This window comes from uncultured Bradyrhizobium sp., from assembly GCF_964252615.1.
Classification (GTDB): Bacteria; Pseudomonadota; Alphaproteobacteria; order Rhizobiales; family Xanthobacteraceae; genus Bradyrhizobium.
Map to the genome: position 1 here is coordinate 78,793 of NZ_CAXUNQ010000012.1, position 19,563 is coordinate 98,355.

The following is a 19,563-nucleotide window of genomic DNA, read 5'->3' on the forward strand; positions in this document are numbered from 1 at the left end:
GGCATGATTAGGAATTCCGGTTAGGGAGTGGTTAACGGAGCGCCATAAGGCTGATGAGACCGCAGGGAGGATGAAGCGACGTGCCAGGGGGTGATTTTTCCTGTAGCGTGGCGGTATGATGGCCACGTCAGACCTTAACTCCCGCATCGCGCGGCGGCGCCGCAAAGGCAGGATCTTCGCGCTGCTGGTGCTCGCCACCGGCCTGCTTCTGTTTGGCGCCGCGGCGGGCGGACTGTATCTGGCGTTGCGCCCGGTAACGCTGCGGATCGCCGTCGGTCCGCCGGGCAGCGACGATCAGAAGCTGATCCAGGCGCTGGCGCAGACGTTTGGCCGCGACAAAAGTCCGGTCCGGCTGGCAGCGGTCGGGACCGAGGGGGCCGCCGAAAGCATCGCCCTGCTTGGGGCCGGCAAAACCGACCTCGCGGTTGCCCGCGGCGATCTGGAGATGCCGGCCGACGCCCAATCCGTCGCCATCCTGCGCAAGAATGTCGTGGTGCTGTGGGCGCCGTCCGGCCTCGCGGCCAAGGGCTCGAAGAAACCCCCGGCGCCGAAAATCAAGGCGATCGACGATCTCGCCGGACGTCGCGTCGGCGTCATCGGCAGAACCCAGGCCAACGTCACGCTGCTCCAGGTCATCCTGAAGGAATCGGGAGTCGAGCCGGACAAGGTCGCGGTGACTCAATTCGGCACCAGCCAGCTCGCCGATATGGCGCGCGACCCGGCCATCGACGCCTTCATGGCGGTCGGTCCGCTGGACAGCAAGATCACCGCGGAAGCGATCGCAGCAACGGCTCGGGTCAAAGGCGAGCCGAAGTTTCTTCCGATCGACGTGTCGGAAGCGATCGCCCAGAAACACCCGCTGTATGAAGCGGAGGAGATTCCCGGCAGCACCTTCAGTTCATCGCCGGCCAGACCCGACGACAAGATCGACACCGTCAGCGTCAATCACCTGATCGTCGCGCGCAAGGCGCTTGCGGATACCTCGGTAGGCGGATTTGTCCGGCAGCTGTTCTCGGTTCGCCAGCAGCTCGCCAAGGAAGTGCCGGGCGCGGCAAAAATCGAGAAGCCGGACACCGACAAGGACGCGGCGCTTCCCGCACATCCGGGTGCGGCGGCCTACATCGACGGCACCGAACGCACCTTCCTCGAGCGATACAGCGACTATTTCTGGTTCGCGATTCTGCTTCTGTCCGGGCTCGGGTCAGCCGGGGCCTGGCTGCGCCACTATCTGAAGGGCGGCGAGCGCGAACAAAGCACGCATCATCGCGAAAGGCTTTTGAGGATGGTGTCCAGGGCACGCGAAACCGACTCGCTGGACGAACTGGCCGCCATGCAGCAGGAGGTGGACGGAATCCTGCGCGAAACGCTCGACAGCTACGATGACGGCGCGATCGAGGAAGGCGATCTGTCAGCCTTCGGCCTCGTCATGGAACAGTTTCATCACGCCGTCGTCGACCGGCGGGCGGCCATCGCAACCGCAGCGCCCGACTTGCCTCGCGTGCGGGCGCTGTAGCGGCGCGCCCGCCGTTCCACGACGCCGCGCGCCGCGCGTCATTCCCGGATGGGCGGGAGCAAGCCGGTCGGTCAGAGACCCAACCAATCGAAATTCATGCCGCGCGCCTCGCCGGCGGCGGGCCCGGCGGGGGCGGCAGACTCGATGGCGGCGGGGCAAACCACTCCACATGCGCGGCGAGAGTGCGGCCGTAATAGACCGCGCGGCGGCCGGCCAGGCTGACGAAATAACCGACGCAGCCGGCAGCGGCGATACGCTCGCAGAACGCGCGGTATCGAATCTCGCCTTGCCGGACGGCGTGGACCGCTTGCTGGACGCTTTCCCCCCTGAAATCCTTTGCGGCGGCAAGGGCGCGACCATGGGTGATCTCGAAACTGCCGTCGGGCATGTACCAGGTCTTGGTTCCCGCCAGCAGGTCGGCATGATAGCGCTCGATACCCGCCCCGGTCAGCGCCTCCACGAGTTCGGGAAAACCGACTCGTTCCTGTTCCGATGCTGCGGTCATTTCGCGAACGACAGCCTTCACATGGTCGTCCATGTGCCCGTTCCTTCCCGGCCCTTCGGCACTCCGTCCTGTTCGAACGCGCCCTGTTGTGAAGAGGGATGGATGCGCAGGTCAAGCCTGCGCTTGACGGCGAATTCCACCCCGCCTCATCGGCGGATCAGCGTGCGCCCATCCGCCCTGCGCCATCGGTGCTTGATCCCGGGGCCTTTTTAGCCAAAGAGTGAGGTTGCAAGCGAGGCGAAAGGAATCAGGGTGGCATCGGCTGACGATCGGGTCAAAGCCCGCAACGATCTCGCCTGGGCGATCGCAGTCGGCGGCATCGGCACCGTCGGTTTCGCCGCGCTGCTGGTTTCGACCTGGTATTTCGCCTCGACGCTGTTCCTGATCTTTGCGGGGGTGCTGTTCGGCGTCGCGCTCAACGCCCTGACCGACCTGCTCGGCCGCGTGACGCAATTTCCTCATTCGCTGCGGCTTGCCGCCATCTGCCTGTTGCTCGCGGCGCTGTTGTCCGGGGTGATTTTCCTCGGCGGCGCGACCATTGCCGAGCAGGCCAAGGCCCTGAGCGGCACGATCAAATCGCAGGTGGTGAACGTCAAGGCATTCCTCGAAAAGTACGGCGTCGATACCAGTTATCTCGATCTCGGCACCCTGGCCGCGGCGCCTGCAGGCTCACCGGACCAGGACGCCTCCGCGGCGGCACCGGCGCATAATCTGCCCAGCGCCGGCACCATCGCCTCGAGCGGCGGCGCCATCCTCAGCCAGACATGGAAGATCGTGCTCGGCACCGTCGGGGCGGTGGGCAATTTCTTCATCGTGCTGTTTCTCGGCCTGTGCTTCGCCGCGCAGCCTGGAGTCTATCGGAAGGGTTTGATCTATATGTCGCCGGCCCGACGCCGCGCCGACGTCGCCGCCGTCGTCGACCGCATCGGCGAGACGCTGGAGCGCTGGCTGATCGCGCAGATGATCACGATGTTCGCCGTGTTCGTCATCACCTGGATCGGCCTGACCCTGCTTGGCATCCCGAGTTCGTTCATTCTGGGCGTTCAAGCCGGGCTGCTCACCTTCATTCCGACCGTTGGCGCGCTGATCGGCGGACTGATCGTGATACTGGCGAGCCTCGCCTCGGGAGGATTCGCCGCGCTCAGCGCGTTCCTGCTTTTTCTCGGCATTCACGTGCTTGAAAGCTATATCCTGACCCCGATGCTGCAGCGCGAGGCGCTGGAAATTCCCCCCGCGACCTTGTTTGCGTTCCAGATCCTGCTCGGCGTGGTGTTCGGCATCTGGGGCTTGGCACTCGCATTGCCGCTGATAGCGGTGGTCAAGGTCGCGATCGATTACGTGCATGAGGATGAGCCAAAAGCTCTGCCGTCCTCCTGACAAGCAGCGCCTTCTAAGTCATGGCCGGGCTCGTCCCGGCCATCCACGTCTTTGCTCCACCTCAGAAAGAAAGACGTGGATGCCCGGCACAAGGCCGGGCATGACGGCGAGATGTGTGCATCCAATCCATTCTATAAAAGAGTCTTTATAAGTGATGGATACGCGGGGTCAGGTCCGCGTAGGACGGATATGCGCATACCCTGGCGAAGGCGGGGTCGACGCTAGAAGCTCGTTACCGTGTTGGTGTGCTCCACCTCCGGAGGCGCCGCGAAATGCGGTCCTACCAGCGCCCGCCATTCGGCGAAATTCTCCGAGCCGCGAAAATCCACCGTATGGTTTTCCAGCGTCTCCCATTTGATGTGCAGCCGGTAGCGCTGCGGCTTTTCGATTCCACGGTGCAGCTCGAAACTCTTCCAGCCCTTGCAGCGCTTGAAGATCGCCTCGGCTTTGGCAATCGCGGCTTCGAACTCCATTTCGCTGCCGGGCTTGACGTCGATTTGTGCGATTTCGGTGATCATGCGGGATGCGGCCTCTGCTCGTAACGATAAGGCTGTATCGCAAAATGCCGCACCGTTGACCCTCCGCGTCCAGTGATTTAGAATGATTCTAAATTACTTGGATGAGGCTCATTGATGCGAAATTTCTCGGATTTGACCGAACGTGAAGTGCTGGCGGTCGCGATCTCCAGCGAGGAGGAGGACAGCCGCATCTACATGAGCTTTGCGGAAGATCTCGCCGAGCGTTATCCGGAATCGGCAAGGATATTCGAGGAGATGGCCGAGGAAGAAAAAGGTCATCGCCATATGCTGCTCGAGATGTATGAGCAGCGCTTCGGCGCCAACCTGCCGCCGATCCGGCGCGCCAACGTCAAGGGATTTTTGCACCGCCGGCCGATCTGGCTGACCCGGAATCTGTCGCTCGACACCATCCGCAAGGAAGCCGAGACGATGGAATTCGAGGCCGAGCGTTTCTATTCGAAGGCCGCCGAGCAGACCCGCGATGTCGGCGTGCGCAAGCTGCTCGGCGATCTCGCCGAGCTGGAAAAAGGTCATGAAACCATCGCGGCGAAGCTGACCGACAAGATCCTCAGCCCCAATGTGCGCGCCGCGGAAGACAAGACCCGCAAGCGCATGTTCGTTCTGCAATACGTGCAGCCGGGGCTGGCCGGATTGATGGACGGCTCGGTTTCGACCCTGGCGCCGCTGTTTGCCGCCGCGTTCGCGACCCATCACAACTGGCAGACGTTCCTGGTCGGCCTCGCCGCCTCGATCGGCGCCGGCATCAGCATGGGGTTTGCGGAGGCCCTGTCCGACGACGGCTCGCTGACCGGGCGCGGCTCGCCGTGGCTGCGCGGCGCCACCTGCGGCATCATGACCGCGCTTGGCGGCCTCGGCCACACCATGCCCTATCTCGTTCCGGACTCCTGGGCGAACGCGTTCTGGATCGCAACGGCGATCGCCGGCGTCGTGGTGTTCTTCGAATTGTGGGCGATCGCCTGGATCCGGGCGCGCTACATGGACACGCCCTTTCTGCAGGCGGTGTTCCAGATCGTGCTCGGCGGCGCCATCGTGCTCGCGGTCGGGATCCTGATCGGCGCGTCGTAGGGCGCAATAGCGAAACTATTGTGCCGCTGCCTATCGCCGATGGCGGATCACGCTTCGGTGGCGCGCCCTACGGGCTGAACGCAGCGACGAAGCCGACGACCATCACGCAGCAGCCGATAAACGCAATCATCGGCCAGTTGGTGCGCGGGCGGCTATAGCGGCCCTGCGCGCGCCGTTCGGTAATCAGCGCGGATTCATATTCATCCGAGCCCGAGAACATGCAGGCAAAGCCGCTGCGCGCCGAGGCTTCCGCGGTTTCCAGCGAGACCAAAGCGGCGTCGGAGCGATTGCTGCGGACGGTAGCCATGTCGCGAATATTAACGTCCCATTGGTAAACGGACGGTTAGCTACGCCACGTTGCCGACGATGCCGGACCGATGTCCGTGTCCGGACAGTCCCGCGATCTTGCGCCGCCCGTTTTCTAGCGACAGCGGCAGTTCGGTCGCGGCCTGGACGCGGTTGCGCCCCGCCCGCTTGGCCTGGTACAGCGCGGTGTCGGCGGCCGCCAGCAGCACGTCCAGTTCGGTGAAGGCCGGGCCGCCGGCGACGCCGATGCTGACGGTGGTCTCGACCGGCGCGTCGTCGACCGCGATGCCGCTGCCGGCGAAGGCCTCGCGCACGCGTTCCGCCGCGATCAGGGCTTCGTCCATCGAGCACGGCAGCAGCGCGGCAAACTCCTCCCCGCCGATGCGCCCCGACAGGTCCGTCATCCGCAGCGTGTTGGTCACGACCGCGGCGAACAGCTTGAGCACCTCGTCGCCGGCCGGATGGCCGAACCGATCGTTGATCGACTTGAAATGATCGATATCGAAAATCATCACGGTCACCGCACGCCCGGCATTGGCTTCGCGTTCGATCATGCGCGACGTCGCCTCGGCGAATCCGCGGCGGTTGAACATCCCGGTCAGCGGGTCGATCGACGCCGCGGTCTTGTGCGCGCGCACGGTGCGCTCCGACACCAGCATGAAGATGATGAAGACGGTGCCGACGGCGTACAGCACGAGTTCGATGGCGAAGGCGGTGACCCAGATGCTGCTGCCAAAGCCGTCGTCGTGCGGGCGGAGGAAGTCGCCGAGCAGGATCGGCAGCATCAGCACAAAACCATGCAGCACCGGCACGGCGATCGTCGGCCAGCGCTTCTGCAGCGTCCGGCGCCGTTCCGACCACAACTCGCTGGCGGTCAGCGCCGCATAGACCGCGACGATGCCGGCGCCGATGGTCATGCGTACCGCCGCATCGTCCGGCAGCAGCGTCGTGACCGCGGCTACCCAGGCCAGCGCCCCGAGCAGGATTCCGGGCCAGTTCGACTTGCGGCCATGGAACACCCGCGCCGCGTTCCACACCATGCCGCAGGCGGCAAATCCGACGGCGTTGAGCGCCAACGACAGCGCTTCGCCGAGCATGGTAGTGGCCAGCGTCCACAGCGCCACCGAAGCGGCGCCGAGGATGTAGGCGGCGCCCCACCAGTTGAGCGCCGGGATGCGCTCCTGGCGGCCAAAGAACAGCAGCATCACGCCAAGCAATGCTGCGACCAGCGTGGCGACTAGATAGAGCGTGGAGGTATCGAGCGACATGGCGGACGGCACCAGCTTGTTTTGTCACGCGTTCCCGACGCGGAAACCAATTTAAGGGGTTGTGGGATGCCAGAATTTACGCCCTCCGCGTTGGCAATCCGTTTGCGCGCCGCCACAACTTTTATCGAAAAGTAGCGACAATTCCTTGGCACCCCGGCAATGAAACGGGCGGTGCGCGAAAGGCCGCCGCCGCCGTCCCCGCGCAGGCGGCGATCCATGATCTCCCCCTTCATGGTTGGACACATTCGGTGCGATTGCTTCGTCAAGCTGCACCGTCATGGCGTATGGGGGCGGGACGACGTGCGCCTATTGCAGCAAGCAAAAGGCGCCCCGAAGGACGCCTTTGAAGTTTTCATCTCTGCTGCATCGCAGCCGGTCTTTTAAACCGTTACCGTTTCGAGAACTGGAACGAGCGGCGGGCCTTGGCCTTGCCGTACTTCTTGCGCTCGACCACGCGGCTGTCGCGAGTAAGGAAGCCGCCCTTTTTCAGGACGCCGCGCAGGTCCGGCTCGAAATTGGTCAGCGCCTTCGAGATGCCGTGACGCACGGCGCCCGCCTGCCCCGACAGTCCGCCGCCGGCGACGGTGCAGATCACGTCGTACTGGCCGGCGCGGGCGGCCGCGACCAGCGGCTGCTGGATCATCATGCGCAGCACCGGGCGGGCGAAATAGATCTCGACCTCGCGGGTATTGACCACGATCCGGCCGGCGCCCGGCTTGATCCAGACCCGGGCGACCGCGTCCTTGCGCTTGCCGGTGGCGTAGGCGCGGCCGTGCTTGTCGACCTTCTTGACATATTGCGGCGATTCCGGCGCTGCCGGCTTCAACGACGACAACTGGTCGAGCGACTGCATGCTTTCAGCCATCTTATGCGGCCCTCATGTTCTTGCGGTTCATCGATGCGACGTCGAGCGTCTCGGGTTGCTGGGCCTCGTGCGGATGCTCGGAGCCGGGATAAACGCGCAGATTGCCAAGCTGCACCCGGCCAAGCGGTCCGCGCGGAATCATACGCTCGACCGCCTTCTCGACCACGCGCTCGGGGAAACGGCCCTCGAGAATCGACTTCGCGGTGCGTTCCTTGATGCCGCCGATGAAGCCGGTGTGGTTGTAATAGATCTTGTTGTCGCGCTTGCGCCCGGTCAGCACCACATGGGCGGCATTGACGATGATGACGTGGTCGCCGCAGTCGACGTGGGGGGTGTAGGTGGTGAGGTGCTTGCCGCGCAGCCGCATTGCGACGAGGGTGGCAAGCCGGCCGACCACCAGACCTTTGGCGTCGATCAACACCCACTTCTTCGTCACCTCGGCGGGCTTGGCCGAAAACGTTTTCATGTGAGGAATCCGTGAAAAGAAGATATCGGCGCGAGCTTCGCCGGACCTCGGGCTTTTAGATAACGGCGTAGTTCAGGTCAATGCCAATTTGTATCAATTATGTAAGTAAAAACAATATTTGGAAATATGGTGTTATATTACCGTAAAAAAACTTAAATGTTAGGAATGGAATAGGTGGCGGTGACGTGCGCGATCGGATCGGGCGCCGACCCCGATAGCATATTGACCTCGCCCACCGCCAGCCGCCGGCCGAGCTTCAACAGCCGGGCAGCGGCCAGGACATCCTGCCCCGGTGCGCCTTTGCGCAAGAAGTTGATATTGAGATTGGTGGTCACCGCGAGGCCGACCGGGCCGATCGCGGACAGCAGCACCACATACATGGCGCAATCCGCCAGCCCCATCAGGGTCGGCCCCGAGATCGTGCCGCCGGGGCGCAGCATGCGTTCGCTGTAACGTTGCCGGAGCAGGCAGGTTTCGCCGTCGGCGCTTTCGATGGTGACGTCGTCACCACCGAAGGTCTGCGGAAACTCGACGCGGAGGAACGTTTCGAGTTCGTCGACACTCATTTTTGCAACTGTCATATCCCGCTCCGCCCGGCCCTCGCGTCCCGTCGCTTCCTACATTAGGATGCAGGCCCTGCCCTAGTGGAACTTTGCATGCCCGCCCAGTCCGTCCGCGCCGTCGTTGTACCCGAGCCGATCCTGCTTCGCGACAGCGTCGGCAGCATCGCCGTGCTGACGCTCAATCGTCCGGCGGCGCGCAACAGCCTTTCCGAAAGCATGATCGCCGCATTGCATGCGGCGTTGAACGACATTGGCGACCAGCCCGGCGTGCGGGCGGTGGTGATCGCGGCCAGTGGCACGGCGTTTTCCGCCGGCCACGACATGAAGGAGCTCACCGCGCGCCGAACCGACGCCGACGGCGGCCGCGGCTATTTCGCCGAGGTGATGAGCGCCTGCAGCGCGATGATGCAGGCCATCGTGCAATTGCCGCAGCCGGTAATTGCCGCCGTTCAGGGCGTCGCCACCGCCGCCGGATGCCAGCTGGTCGCAAGCTGCGATCTCGCGGTGGCCTCGAAGACGGCAACCTTCGCGACGCCGGGCGTCGATATCGGACTGTTCTGTTCGACGCCGATGGTGGCGCTGTCGCGCAACGTTGCGCGCAAGCATGCCATGGAGATGCTGCTCACCGGCGAGCCTGTGTCCGCCCATGCCGCGCGCGAGATGGGTCTGATCAACCGCGTGGTCGCCGTCGGCACCGAACGCGACGCCGCCATTGCGCTGGCCGGGAAGATCGCGGGCAAGTCCGCCTACACGGTCAAAGTCGGCAAGGCCGCGTTCTATCGGCAGGCCGACATGGACCTCAGCGAGGCCTATCGCTATGCGTCCGAGGTCATGACCGACAACATGATGGCCGACGATGCGGCAGAGGGCATCGGCGCCTTCCTCGAAAAACGCGCGCCGACATGGCGGGACCGGTAAATTAATCTCCGTCATTGCCGGGCTTGACCCTGCAATCGATCTCCTTCGAAGACCCTGGCGAAGATGATGGATACGCGGGTCAAGCCCGCGTATGACGAAACAAACAAAGTTGAACCCGCAAATGAATCACGACACCTATAACGACGCCTACATCCGCGAGATCCTCAGCGGCGTAAAAACCATCGCGATGGTCGGCGCCTCGCCGGTCAATGTGCGTCCGAGCTACTTCGCCTTCAAATACCTGGCCGAGCGCGGCTATGACATGATCCCGGTCAATCCCGGCCACGTCGGCAAGAACCTGGTCGGCAGACCGTTCGTGGCTTCGCTGGCCGATCTCGGCAGGCCGGTCGATATGATCGATATTTTCCGCAGTTCACAGCACATCATGCCGGTGGTGGAAGAAGCGCTGAAGCTTGACCCGCCGCCAAAGGTGATCTGGATGCAGCTCGGCGCGCGCGACGAGGCCGCAGCCGCAAAGGCCGAAGCCGCCGGCCTCAAGGTGGTGATGAACCGCTGTCCGAAGATCGAATACGGCCGGCTGTCGTCGGAAATTTCCTGGATGGGCGTCAATTCGCGCACGCTGAGTTCGAAGCGCGCGCCGATGCCGACCAAAGGCATGCGGCTGTCGCTCAACCGCATGAGCGTCGGCGGCGGCGAGACCCTGGCCTCCGATCGCGCCGCGAAAGACAAAGCGGACGGCGCGTAACGGCTACCGCCCTCTCGTCATGCCCGGCCTTGTGCCGGGCATCCACGTCTTGACCCCAATCGAGGAAGGAAGACGTGGATGGCCGGGACAAGCCCTGCTCGGTGCACACATCTCATCGTCATTGCCGGGCTTGACCCGGCAATCCATCCCTTTCGAAACGACTGTTCCGAAGATGGATGGATACGCCGGTCAAGCCCGCGTATGACGAGATGTGTGAATCCAGCAGGGACAAGCCGGGCCATGACGGAGTAACGGCAGGCCCGGCCATGACGGAAGTATTGACGGCGCAAGCGCGGGCGGATGCCGGGTTGCCGGGCTTGACCCGGCAATCCATCTTCGAAAGACTCTTTCGAAGCGCGATGGATGCGGGTCAGGCCCACGCATGACGAGGGCGGGTGCATCGATTATCGCCATGTGAAAAGACCGCCATAAAGGAATCAAACAATGACCGACCGCCTTCCGGGGTTTGCCACCCTCGCCGTCCATGCCGGCGCCCAGCCCGATCCGACCACCGGCGCGCGGGTGACGCCGATTTACCAGACCACGTCGTTTGTGTTCAACGATGCCGACCATGCCGCGTCGTTGTTCGGATTGCAGGCGTTCGGAAACATCTACACCCGCATCACCAACCCGACCACGGCCGTGCTCGAGGAACGCGTCGCGGCGCTTGAAGGCGGCACGGCGGCGCTGGCCACGGCGTCCGGACATGCGGCACAGGTGGTGGTGATGCAGCAACTGCTGATGCCCGGCGACGAATTCATCGCCGCGCGCAAACTTTATGGCGGATCGATCAACCAGTTCACCCACGCCTTCAAGAGTTTCGGCTGGAACGTGGTGTGGGCTGATCCCGACGATGTAAGCAGTTTCGAGCGCGCGGTGACGCCGCACACCAAGGCGATCTTCATCGAATCCATCGCCAATCCCGGCGGCTCCGTCACCGACATCGAAGCGATCGCGGCGGTCGCGCGCAAGGCCGGCGTGCCGCTGATCGTCGACAACACGCTGGCGACGCCGTATCTGATCCGGCCGATCGATCACGGCGCCGACATCGTGGTGCATTCGCTGACCAAATTTCTCGGCGGCCACGGCAACTCGATCGGCGGCATCATCGTCGACGCCGGCACCTTCGATTGGTCGAAGGACAACAAATATCCGATGCTGAGCGAGCCGCGCCCGGAATATCACGGCATCAAGCTGCAGGAGACGTTCGGCAATTTCGCCTTTGCCATCGCCTGCCGGGTGCTCGGCCTGCGCGACCTCGGCCCGGCGCTGTCGCCGTTCAATGCGTTTCTGCTGCTGACCGGCATCGAGACGCTGCCGCTGCGGATGCAGAAGCACTGCGAAAACGCCAAGGCGATCGCGGAATTTCTGTCCGGGCACCCGGCGGTGGCGGCGGTGAACTATGCCGGTTTGCCCGGCGACAAATACAACAATCTGGCGCGCAAATACGCGCCGAAGGGGGCCGGCGCCGTATTCACCTTCAGCCTCAAGGGCGGCTACGACGCCGGCGTCAATCTGGTGTCGAACCTGAAACTGTTCTCGCATCTCGCCAATGTCGGCGACACCCGGTCGCTGGTGATTCACCCGGCATCGACCACGCACAGCCAGCTCGACGATGCCGCCAAGGTCAAGTCCGGCGCGGCCCCGGACGTGGTGCGGCTGTCGATCGGGATCGAAGACAAGGACGATCTGATCGCCGATCTCGAGCAGGCGCTGGGGAGCTGAAACAACCTCCATGCGCGGGCCCGACCCGCGCATCGATCTCTTCAGAGGTCTTTTCGAAGCGCATGGATTGCCGCGTCGAGCCCGGCAATGCCAGCTACGATTTCACCGCCCGCATCGCCGCCTTGTCCCGGCGCGACAGCCGCGCGTTGCGCTGGAACACCGAATAGGTCGCGAGCGCAAACAAAATCACGAGGATCTGAATCGAGAGCGCCTCCACGGTCGGGTTGAGGCCGAGGGCACCCAGCCACGCGACGCCTTTGAGTTCCGTGACCGAAACGATCGCCTGCTCCTGGAATTCCTGCACCGCTTCGCCGATGAATTTGATCGCCATCGCGAACAGGAAGGCCGACGTTATGATGAACAGCGGCCGCAACGGGATTTTTTGGGCGATCAGGTTGATGAAATAGAACAGCACCGCAAGGCCGATAGCGGCAACGGCGAGGCCGGCAAACAGCCCCGCGCTCCAGCCGCCCTCGGCGGTGGCGAGCGCGTTGATGAACAGCACGGTTTCGGCGCCCTCGCGAAACACCGCGAGAAACGCCAGCGCGGCGACCGCCCCCACCGTATCCTGCGCCAGCGCGTCGTCGGCCTTGCGCGCAAGATAATCCCGCCAGCCCCGCGGATCCTGCTTCACCATCAGCCAGCCGCTGACATAGAGCATCAGGCCCGCGGCGACGAGGATGACGATGCCTTCAAGAATATCGCTGTGCTCGCCGGAATTCAGCGCCGCGAACAGCCACGCCGCCACGATGCTGGCGCCGACCGCCGCCAGCGCGCCGCCGTAAAGCGCATTGATGCGGTGGCCCGCGGCCGCCTTGGTGAGATAGCCGGCCAGCGCCGCGATCACCAGCATGGCCTCGAGGCCTTCGCGGAGCAGAATGACGGCAGCCTGGATGAATGCGGATGACATGACGGGCCCGGGTTTCGCGATCGGCCCGTTTTATCCCGCGCAAGCGCCAAGTAAAGCGGCGGTGGCGCACACAACTTCGTCAAGCCGAATACGCATGCATGAAAGGCCCGCAAATGAAGGGCTTCTCGACTATGCAGCGAAATTAGAATCGTTCAATTCAGCCGATCTGCCGCAGCGGCAAACCGAATTGCTGCTGCGCCCACTCCGGCTGCCGGGCGGCGAGCCGCTCCGCCTGTAAGATCGCCAGCGTCAGCACCACGATCGCCGTCGCCTGATGCGCAAGCCCGAGCAGGATCGGCACCTGATACAGCAGGGTAAGGATACCGAGCACCGCCTGCATCGCGATGACGGCCGCCAGCGCCACGGCGCCGTTGACGACGGCAGTCCCGGCGCGGGAGCGAACCGCGTCGAGCGCGTGCAGGATCGCCAGCGCCGACAGCGCGTAAGCCGCCATTCGATGATTGAATTGCACCGTCAGCGTATTGTCGAACAGGTTGCGCCACCATGGCTGTTCGAACAGCAGCCGCGCCGCGGAGGGAATCAGCGCGCCGTCGATGTCGGGCCAGGTGTTGTAAACGCGCCCGGCGCGAAGCCCCGCCACCAGCGCGCCGAGATAAAGCTGCACGAAGGTCAGCCCCAGCAGCCCCAGGCCGGTGATTTTCAGCCGCAACGACGCAACGCAGGGCGGCCGCTCGCCCAGCCGCCGCAGCGTCCAGACAATACTTGCGAAAATCAGCAACGCCAGCACCAGGTGCGTGGCGAGACGAACCTGGGACACTTCGACGCGCTGGGTGAGACCCGACGCCACCATCCACCAGCCCACCGCGCCCTGCAGCGCGCCGAGGCCGAAGATGAACCATAGCCGCGGTTTCAAGCCGGCGCGCAGCGTGCCGCGCCAGAGAAACCACAGGAAAGGCAACAGATAGGCGACACCGATGATGCGGCCGAGCAGCCGGTGACTCCACTCCCACCAGAAAATGGTCTTGAACTCGGCGAGGTTCATGCCGGCATTGAGTTCTCGGTACTGCGGAATGGCCTTGTAGCCTTCGAACGCTTCTGCCCACCGCCGCTCCGTCAACGGCGGCATTGTGCCGGTGATGGGCTTCCATTCGACGATCGACAGCCCGGACTCGGTGAGGCGCGTCGCACCGCCGACCAGCACCATGATCGCGATCAGCGCTGCGATCGTCATCAGCCACCATCGGACGGCGCGGCCGCCACGATCGGTTTGAGAGGGAAGTTCGGTCATCGAACCTGTGTCTTGAATGAATTCGCGCGCACCTTATAGTCCGCGGCCTGCCGCGCGCCAAGGCGCGCTCCCACATCCGGCCGCACATTTCCGTCATGACCATCCGCACCCGCAAATTTTTTGGAACCATCGCCCTGCTCGTCCTCGTGGTGGCATGGTCGCTGCTGGGAATGACGGTGGCGCAAACGCCGTGGCTCGCCGCTTCCGGGCTCTATCAGGCGATCTTCTATGTGGTCGCGGGGATCGGCTGGGTACTGCCGGCGATGCCGATCATCAGCTGGATGTCGCGGCCGGATGTTTGAAACCAAACTCCGTCATGCGCGGGCTTGACCCCAGCATCCATCCCTCAAAGTCTTTCAAAGAAGATGGATGGCCGGTCAAGCCCGGCCATGGCGCTGAGGCTTCGGCAGCATCACCCCTGACAGCATCACGCGCATCATGCGCAGCGAACGCTGCCGTCCGTCCCAACCGATGCGCGGCAGCGCGTGCAAATTCGAGCGGCCGTCGGCCAGGACAACGCCGGGCAGCGCCGTCACCGCACTGGCGAAGCCGGCCTGCCCGGCCAGCATGACATGGTGCCGGTGGAAGGAGTCGCGGTCGCCGAACGGATAGGCGAAATGCGCAACGTCGCGGTGAAGTGCGGATTCAATCACGGCCCTGCCCATCAGCATTTCACGCGAAGCCGCCGCCTCCTTCAGGCTGGCCAGGACCGGCGCGTTCACGGTCATGCTTGCAATCGTCACATTCGGATCGGCGCCAAGCGTCGCCAGATCATCCCAATCCATCGACGCCTCGCGCGACAATGCCCGCAGATCGACCGAATAGCGCCTGCAGAGATCGTTGATCGCGGTGGACAGCTCGGACGGCGCGAGCGAGCGCATCCATCGATGGAGAAAATCGTACAGTCCGTATTTGTCCGGCGTCGCGACGACCTCGAAGCGGCGTTCCTTGCCGTCCATCATCAGCGCGATGCGATCGTTGCGCGCGATCACGGCTTCGAGGGCGAGCCACCACGCTTCGCCGAGGCCGTCGGGAAACGCCGTCGGCACATATACGGTGAACGGCACGCCGTGCCGCGCCAATACCGGATAGGCCGAGGTGATGACGTCCCGCGTGGCGCCGTCGAAGGTCAGGCATATGAACCGCCGCGGCGACGCTGGACGGTTCGCGCGCTGGGGGACATCGCCGATCGAGACGAACTCGAACTTCCAGCGTTTTAGCGCGCGGATTGCGGAATCGAGAAATTGCGGCGTGATCTCGTGGGCCCGGCGCGGCTGGAACGGTCCCGATCGCGCCGGGCATACGCGCTCGAATCGCAAAATGACGCCTGCGCCGCCGGTGCGCCGCTGCATCAGGCGCGCGTAGCCGCTGAAATAGGCGAGCCGCCAGCCCACGCCCGTCAAGAATCGGTTTCCGGACACCCCAGCCCCCAACGCGGCCATTCCCGGCCCCGCGCCGGCATTGTCATTACTCTTTGTTGACATTTCTTTGCAAAGGTCGCCCAAAGCCGAAAAATGTAAACAAACTCTCAAAATACGGGTTGTGCGATGACCATGGCGGCGGTGATGGAAAGCCCGGCGGGAACGCGGGCGTGGCCGGAGGCGAGCCGTCTTGCCGGCGTCGAACTCGTCAGCGACATGCGCGCCGCCGAAACCGCCTGGCGCGGCCTCGAACGGGCAAACCGGTTTTGCACGCCATATCAGCGCTTCGATTTGCTGAACCACTGGCAACGCCGGGTTGGAGAGCGCGAGGGCATCAGGCCCTTTATCGTCATCGGGTATGACCGCGACCGGCAGCCGCTGCTGCTGTTGCCGCTTGGCGTGACCCGCAAGCACGGCATCCGCATTGCCAAATTCCTCGGCGGCAAGCACGCCACCTTCAACATGGCGTTGTGGGACAAGGATTTCGCCGCCGGCGCGGCCGCGGCCGATCTCGAGGCGTTGCTGTCGGCAATCCGCGCGCATGCGCTGGCCGACGTGCTGGCGCTGACGCGGCAGCCCCGGCGCTGGATCGATCAACCCAATCCGTTCGCGTTGCTGCCCGGCCAGCTCTCGGCTAACGATTGCCCGCTGCTGAACATGGCGCCGGGCGCGCCGCCGGCGTCACGCATCAGCAACTCGTTTCGCCGCCGCCTCAAGGGCAAGGAACGCAAGCTGCAATCGCTCCCCGGCTATGGCTATCGCCTCGCCACGTCGGACGCCGAGATCAAGCGGCTGCTCGACTGGTTCTTCACCATCAAGCCGCAGCGCATGGCGGCGCAAAAGCTGCCCGACGTGTTCGCCGACCCCGGCATCGAAGATTTCATTCGCGACGCCTGCCTCACCCCGATAGCCGGCGGCCATGCTATCGATATCCATGCGCTGCAATGCGACGATGAAGTGATCGCGATCTTCGCCGGCGTCGCCGACGGCCAGCGGTTCTCGATGATGTTCAACACCTACACGCTGTCGGGCAATGCCAAATACAGCCCCGGCCTGATCCTGATGCGCGATATCATCGATCATTATGCCGCGCGCGGTTTCACCTCGCTCGATCTCGGAATCGGCTCCGACGACTACAAGCGGCTGTTCTGCAAGGACGACGAGCCGATCTTCGACAGTTTTGTTCCGCTTACCCTGCGCGGCAGGATCGCCGCACATGGTCTGTCTGGGCTCACGCACGCCAAGCGCACGATAAAGCACACCCCGGCACTGATGCAGATGGCGCAGCGGCTGCGCGGCGTGCTGCAGCAGTCACCCTAAGCGCCGTCATGCCCGGGCTTCCACGTCTTTTTGCTGAGACAGAGAGAAGACGTGGATGGCCGGGACAAGCCCGGCCATGACGGCCGAGTTGTCTTTCATGCTGTTTAGCCAATCGTCAGACCGTACGCTCATTTTCGTCATGCCCGGCCTTGTGCCGGGCATCCACGTCTTGACGGTGCTGAAGCAGCAAGAGTGAATGGCCGGGGCAAGCCCGGCCATGACGGATTACTGTTACGCCGCCACCACCCGAGGGCCGGGTTCGACAATATCGGCCGGCTGCGGCGACCTGCTCAGCATCGTCACATCGGTGAAACCTGCGTCCTTGAGCTGATCGGACATCAGTTTCCGCGCGTCCGCATTCATCGACGGGTCGGGAACCACGACCGCGCGCGCGTTCGAGGTCAGCAACTCCGCGGGCAGGTCGGACGCCGTGCCGGCGTCGAGCAGCACGTGATCGTACACCCGCAACAGCGCGTCGAGCGCCAGCGTCAGCCGCGGCGACTGCAGCAGGCTGCGGTCGGCGCCCTGGCGTCCGGCGGTCACGAAGTGCGCCCGCGACAGCCGGTCGCGGGTGATGACCTGCGCGAAGGACGCTTCGCCCAGCATCAGTTCCGCCAGTCCCGGCGCCATCGGATCGGCCGACACCGCGGCAAAGGCCGGCGACGATGCCGACAAATCCACCACCACGACCTTGGCATCGCGCGCCAGCAGCCGCGCCAGCGTCAGCGCGGTCAATGTAATGTTTTCGCTCTGCCCGCTGCCGAGCACGACGATTTTCCGCGCCGCCTCGCCGGCGTCGGCTAACTGCTCGGCAAGCCGATCGGTTTCGGTGAGCAGCGCCGCAGGCTCGGGATCGGTGCCGCGCAGCACCGGGGCGGTAGGCGGAGAAGCGACGACGGGCTCCGCCCTGCGAACGGCGGCCGTCGCGACCACGGCGGGCACGCGCGGCGCGGTCATGCGCAGTAATTCGCCGGTGGCGATGCAGCCAACGCTGAGCATCAGCGTCGCCAGCGTCGCGATCAGCACGATGGGCAGCTTCTTGGGGAACGCCGGCGTGTTGGATACCAGCGCGCGGGAGATGATGCGGCCGTCGGCGGGCGCCGTGTCGATATTTTCGCGCGCGGTGGCTTCCCGGTATTTGGCGAGATAGGATTCCAGCAGATCGCGCTGCGACTTGGCTTCACGCTCCATGGCGCGAAGCTGCACGTCCTGGCCGTTGGTCGAGGTCGCCTGCTTCTTCGACGCCTCCAGACTTGCGCTGAGGCTGTCGACCCTGCCGGCCGCGATGCGCGCGTCGTTTTCCAGCGAGCGCGATACCTTGCTGGCCTCTTCGCGGATCTGGCGATCGATATCGGCAAGCTGGGCCTTCAATTCCTTGATGCGCGGGTGACCGTCCAGCAGCGTCGATGACTGCTCAGCCAGTTGCGCGCGCAGCGTGACGCGCTGCTCGGAGAGCCGCCGGGTCAGTTCGGAATTGAGCACCTCGGAGGCTTCGATCGGCTTGCCGGATTGCAGCATCTCGCGGATCAGCCGCGACTTGGATTCGGCGTCCGACTTCAGCGCCCGGGCGTTGTTCAATTGCGTATTGAGCTCGCCCATCTGCTGGTTCGACAGCGTGGTATTGTTGGTTCCGACGAACAGGCTGGATTTGGACCGGAAGTCCTCCACCCGCGATTCGGCGTCCGCAACTTTCTTGCGCAGGCTGTCGATTTCGCCCGACAGCCATTGCCCGGCGGATTTCGCCTGTTCCTGCCGCGCGTTCTGCTGCAGGACCAGATAGCCTTCCGCGATCGAATTGGCGACGCGCGCCGCCAGATCGGGATCGCGCGATTGGAACTCGATTACCACCACGCGCGATTTGTCCACGGCATAGGCGGTGAGCCGGTCGAAATAAGCGTCAAGCACGCGCTCTTCCGGCGTCAGGCTGAAGGGATCGCGGCCGATCCCGAACAATGCCAGCAGCGATTTCACCGGCGAGAGGCCCTGCAGCACCGGATCGAATTCCGGCCGCTCCGCAAGCTTGTTCTTCTTGATGATCTCGCGCGCGAGATCGCGCGACAACAGCAGTTGCACCTGGCTGGTGACGGCTTCGGAGTCTACCGTGTTGCGCTGGTCGTCGCGCTCGCCATTGGGCCGCAGGAAAACGTTCTCGCGCCCGTCGATCAGGATGCGGGCTTCGGATTTGTAGCGCGGCGGAACCAGGTTGACGGCCGCGATCGACAGTATGGCGGCGAGCAGGGTCGGAACGATGATCCAGGATCGCTTCCGGTTCAGCGCCTGCCCGATCGCGCGCAGGTCGAGGTCGCTGAAGTCCGAAACCAAAGCCGGTGCGGCCTTGGTGATCGCATCCGGCTTTGGCGCTGCGGACGCCGCCGCAGGCCTGGCCGTCTCGACCGGCAAGTTCTTACCCGAACGCCAGAACGGTATACGCATCGCACACTCCCAGGGACGCTTACGACTCCACTCAACGAGGGCGATTACACTCCATTAAGGTTGCTGCCGGGTTAATTCGCTCATACGACGCCGCGATGCCTATTACATCCACCTTGTCATGCGCTGGCTTGACCCACGTAACCATCCATCTTCGGAAGCGTCGTTTCGACGAGGATGGATTGCCGGGTCAAGCCCGCAATGACGGCCGAGATGTATGCATATGTTAGGGTCAAGCCCGGCAATGACGCCGTGGGCAGGTCTGCGGTCATGCTTTGTTAACCATGAAAGTCCTTAATCGGAATCGATACTTGTCATGGATCATCCAATGCGAAGCCTGCGCGTCGTTCTTATCTGTATGCTGACTGCGCTTGCCCTGTCGGGCTGCATGCGCAGGTCCGGACCTGTGGCGGCGGT

Annotated in this window: 21 protein-coding genes; 10 read left to right on the top strand and 11 right to left on the bottom strand. The window is 64.0% G+C overall.

Going from position 1 to position 19,563, the window contains the following annotated elements; translation table 11 throughout:
- The first annotated feature begins 118 nt into the window (after nt 1-118).
- On the top strand, nt 119-1,513 hold the full coding sequence (locus ACFE72_RS09545) for a TAXI family TRAP transporter solute-binding subunit (protein WP_375412841.1): 1,395 nt from the start codon (nt 119-121) through the stop codon (nt 1,511-1,513).
- Between the two features lie 94 nt (nt 1,514-1,607).
- Here ACFE72_RS09545 and ACFE72_RS09550 read toward each other — a convergent pair whose 3' ends face one another.
- On the bottom strand, nt 1,608-2,051 hold the full coding sequence (locus tag ACFE72_RS09550; RefSeq protein WP_375412842.1) for a DUF1398 family protein: 444 nt from the start codon (nt 2,049-2,051) through the stop codon (nt 1,608-1,610).
- A 219-nt stretch (nt 2,052-2,270) separates the two neighbouring features.
- Between ACFE72_RS09550 and ACFE72_RS09555 the strand changes: the two genes are divergently transcribed.
- On the top strand, nt 2,271-3,395 hold the full coding sequence (locus tag ACFE72_RS09555; RefSeq protein ID WP_375412843.1) for an AI-2E family transporter: 1,125 nt from the start codon (nt 2,271-2,273) through the stop codon (nt 3,393-3,395).
- Between the two features lie 221 nt (nt 3,396-3,616).
- Here the strand turns inward: ACFE72_RS09555 and ACFE72_RS09560 are convergent, their stop codons facing one another.
- Complete coding sequence (locus tag ACFE72_RS09560; RefSeq protein WP_375412844.1) at nt 3,617-3,913, bottom strand: antibiotic biosynthesis monooxygenase family protein; 297 nt, start codon at nt 3,911-3,913, stop codon at nt 3,617-3,619.
- 114 nt (nt 3,914-4,027) lie between these two features.
- Here ACFE72_RS09560 and mbfA point away from each other — a divergent pair, with 114 nt between their 5' ends.
- On the top strand, nt 4,028-4,999 hold the full coding sequence (gene mbfA, locus ACFE72_RS09565; protein WP_375412845.1) for an iron exporter MbfA: 972 nt from the start codon (nt 4,028-4,030) through the stop codon (nt 4,997-4,999).
- 67 nt (nt 5,000-5,066) lie between these two features.
- Here mbfA and ACFE72_RS09570 read toward each other — a convergent pair whose 3' ends face one another.
- The 5 genes from ACFE72_RS09570 to ACFE72_RS09590 all read right to left on the bottom strand — a co-directional run bounded on the left by ACFE72_RS09570 (nt 5,067) and on the right by ACFE72_RS09590 (nt 8,485).
- Nucleotides 5,067-5,306, bottom strand: a complete 240-nt coding sequence (locus ACFE72_RS09570) for a hypothetical protein (protein ID WP_375412846.1) — start codon at nt 5,304-5,306, stop codon at nt 5,067-5,069.
- A gap of 40 nt (nt 5,307-5,346) precedes the next feature.
- Nucleotides 5,347-6,573, bottom strand: coding sequence for a diguanylate cyclase (locus ACFE72_RS09575; protein WP_375412847.1), 1,227 nt, complete (start codon nt 6,571-6,573; stop codon nt 5,347-5,349).
- 388 nt (nt 6,574-6,961) lie between these two features.
- Entirely contained in the window at nt 6,962-7,438 is a 477-nt protein-coding gene (rpsI, locus tag ACFE72_RS09580) for a 30S ribosomal protein S9 (protein WP_375412848.1), read from the bottom strand.
- A gap of 1 nt (nt 7,439) precedes the next feature.
- Entirely contained in the window at nt 7,440-7,904 is a 465-nt protein-coding gene (rplM, locus tag ACFE72_RS09585) for a 50S ribosomal protein L13 (protein ID WP_375412849.1), read from the bottom strand.
- Between the two features lie 152 nt (nt 7,905-8,056).
- The gene (locus ACFE72_RS09590) at nt 8,057-8,485 is read right to left on the bottom strand and encodes a PaaI family thioesterase (protein WP_375412850.1); all 429 of its coding nucleotides are present in this window, start codon (nt 8,483-8,485) and stop codon (nt 8,057-8,059) included.
- 75 nt (nt 8,486-8,560) lie between these two features.
- Between ACFE72_RS09590 and ACFE72_RS09595 the strand changes: the two genes are divergently transcribed.
- From ACFE72_RS09595 to ACFE72_RS09610, 4 genes are all read left to right on the top strand, one after another.
- Nucleotides 8,561-9,385, top strand: a complete 825-nt coding sequence (locus tag ACFE72_RS09595) for an enoyl-CoA hydratase (protein WP_375412851.1) — start codon at nt 8,561-8,563, stop codon at nt 9,383-9,385.
- Nucleotides 9,386-9,506: 121 nt separating this feature from the next.
- Nucleotides 9,507-10,091, top strand: a complete 585-nt coding sequence (locus tag ACFE72_RS09600; protein WP_375412852.1) for a CoA-binding protein — start codon at nt 9,507-9,509, stop codon at nt 10,089-10,091.
- A gap of 176 nt (nt 10,092-10,267) precedes the next feature.
- Nucleotides 10,268-10,477, top strand: coding sequence for a hypothetical protein (locus ACFE72_RS09605; protein WP_375412853.1), 210 nt, complete (start codon nt 10,268-10,270; stop codon nt 10,475-10,477).
- 58 nt (nt 10,478-10,535) lie between these two features.
- The gene (locus tag ACFE72_RS09610; RefSeq protein ID WP_375412854.1) at nt 10,536-11,816 is read left to right on the top strand and encodes an O-acetylhomoserine aminocarboxypropyltransferase; all 1,281 of its coding nucleotides are present in this window, start codon (nt 10,536-10,538) and stop codon (nt 11,814-11,816) included.
- 94 nt (nt 11,817-11,910) lie between these two features.
- Here ACFE72_RS09610 and ACFE72_RS09615 read toward each other — a convergent pair whose 3' ends face one another.
- Nucleotides 11,911-12,726: an FTR1 family protein gene (locus tag ACFE72_RS09615; protein WP_375412855.1), complete on the bottom strand. Its 816-nt coding sequence runs from the start codon at nt 12,724-12,726 to the stop codon at nt 11,911-11,913.
- 157 nt (nt 12,727-12,883) lie between these two features.
- Nucleotides 12,884-13,975 (bottom strand): COX15/CtaA family protein, encoded by a 1,092-nt coding sequence (locus tag ACFE72_RS09620; protein WP_375412856.1) that lies wholly within the window; start codon nt 13,973-13,975, stop codon nt 12,884-12,886.
- Between the two features lie 95 nt (nt 13,976-14,070).
- On the opposite strand from ACFE72_RS09620, the gene ACFE72_RS09625 reads away from it, so the two are divergent.
- A complete protein-coding gene (locus tag ACFE72_RS09625; RefSeq protein ID WP_375412857.1) occupies nt 14,071-14,277 on the top strand; it encodes a DUF2842 domain-containing protein in 207 nt (68 codons plus the stop codon).
- Nucleotides 14,278-14,352: 75 nt separating this feature from the next.
- Here the strand turns inward: ACFE72_RS09625 and ACFE72_RS09630 are convergent, their stop codons facing one another.
- The gene (locus ACFE72_RS09630; protein ID WP_375412863.1) at nt 14,353-15,417 is read right to left on the bottom strand and encodes a polysaccharide deacetylase; all 1,065 of its coding nucleotides are present in this window, start codon (nt 15,415-15,417) and stop codon (nt 14,353-14,355) included.
- 105 nt (nt 15,418-15,522) lie between these two features.
- Between ACFE72_RS09630 and ACFE72_RS09635 the strand changes: the two genes are divergently transcribed.
- The gene (locus tag ACFE72_RS09635) at nt 15,523-16,716 is read left to right on the top strand and encodes a GNAT family N-acetyltransferase (RefSeq protein WP_375412858.1); all 1,194 of its coding nucleotides are present in this window, start codon (nt 15,523-15,525) and stop codon (nt 16,714-16,716) included.
- A 55-nt stretch (nt 16,717-16,771) separates the two neighbouring features.
- Nucleotides 16,772-16,912, top strand: coding sequence for a hypothetical protein (locus ACFE72_RS09640; RefSeq protein WP_375412859.1), 141 nt, complete (start codon nt 16,772-16,774; stop codon nt 16,910-16,912).
- Between the two features lie 35 nt (nt 16,913-16,947).
- On the opposite strand, the gene ACFE72_RS09645 is transcribed toward ACFE72_RS09640, so the two are convergent.
- Nucleotides 16,948-19,149: a GumC family protein gene (locus ACFE72_RS09645; protein ID WP_375412860.1), complete on the bottom strand. Its 2,202-nt coding sequence runs from the start codon at nt 19,147-19,149 to the stop codon at nt 16,948-16,950.
- Between the last annotated feature and the right edge of the window lie 414 nt (nt 19,150-19,563).